Genomic DNA, 926 nt, shown 5'->3' on the forward strand with positions numbered 1-926 from the left:
GCGTGGCTCCGGGCAGCCCGTGCCTGGGGGCGATGCTGCCGGCGTCGCCGCTGCACCACCTGCTGGCGCGCGCCTTCGGCCGGCCCCTGGTGGCCACCAGCGGCAACCCCAGCGGTGAACCGCTCTGCATCGATCCCGCCGAAGCGGTACGGCGGCTGGGGGCCCGGGCCGTTGTGCCGATCGCCGATGCCTTTCTGGTCCAGGACCGTGCCATCGCCCGGCCCCTGGACGATTCGGTGCTGCAGGTGATCGACGGCCGGCCCGCCCTGCTGCGCCGGGCCCGTGGCTATGCCCCCGAGCCCCTGGCCCTCGGATCGGTGCCAGTTGGCTCGCAAGGTGGGGTGCCCGGCGGCCTGGTGGCCCTGGGCGGTGACCTCAAGAGCGCGCCCGCCCTGGCCCTGGAGGGACGGGTGTGGCTGTCCCCCCACCTGGGGGACCTGGCTGAGGGGCGCCTGCTCTCCCACCTGGCCGCCGGAGTGGAGGCAATCGATCACCGCTGGGGCGCTGGGGTGGGGGCGATGGTCTGCGATGCCCATCCCGGCTACCTCAGCCACCAGCTCGCCACCGCCCAGCGGTGGCCGCGGTCCACGGTGCAACACCACCGGGCCCATGGCCTGGCCGTGCTGGCGGAGCATGGTCTGGCGCCGCCGCTGCTGGCCTTCACCTGGGATGGGCTGGGGTATGCCCCAGCGCCGGAGTCGGTGGCAGGGGATCCGGCGCCCGATTCGGCGGCTGGCGGCGGTGCCCGGCTCTGGGGCGGGGAGCTGCTGCTGCTGGGCGGGCCTGGTGGCCTCCCCTGCGAGCGGCTGGTGGCCCTGAGGCCTTTCCCCCTGCCCGGGGGTGAGCGGGCCATGGCGGAACCCCGCCGGGCGGCCCTGGGGCTCCTGGCCGCCGTCGGTCCCGGGGCCCTGGGGCACCCCGGCGCC

At 76.5% G+C, this 926-nt stretch carries 1 protein-coding gene; it reads left to right on the forward strand.

Annotation, left to right across the window (positions count from 1 at the left end; genetic code table 11):
• Nucleotides 1-2 precede the first annotated feature (2 nt).
• Nucleotides 3-926 (forward strand): Sua5/YciO/YrdC/YwlC family protein (locus tag VB737_RS07300; protein ID WP_500312253.1); only part of this gene is annotated, 924 nt, incomplete at its 3' end.

Source organism: Synechococcus sp. BA-120 BA3 (genome assembly GCF_034931285.1).
In the GTDB taxonomy this organism is placed as follows: domain Bacteria; phylum Cyanobacteriota; class Cyanobacteriia; order PCC-6307; family Cyanobiaceae; genus Cyanobium.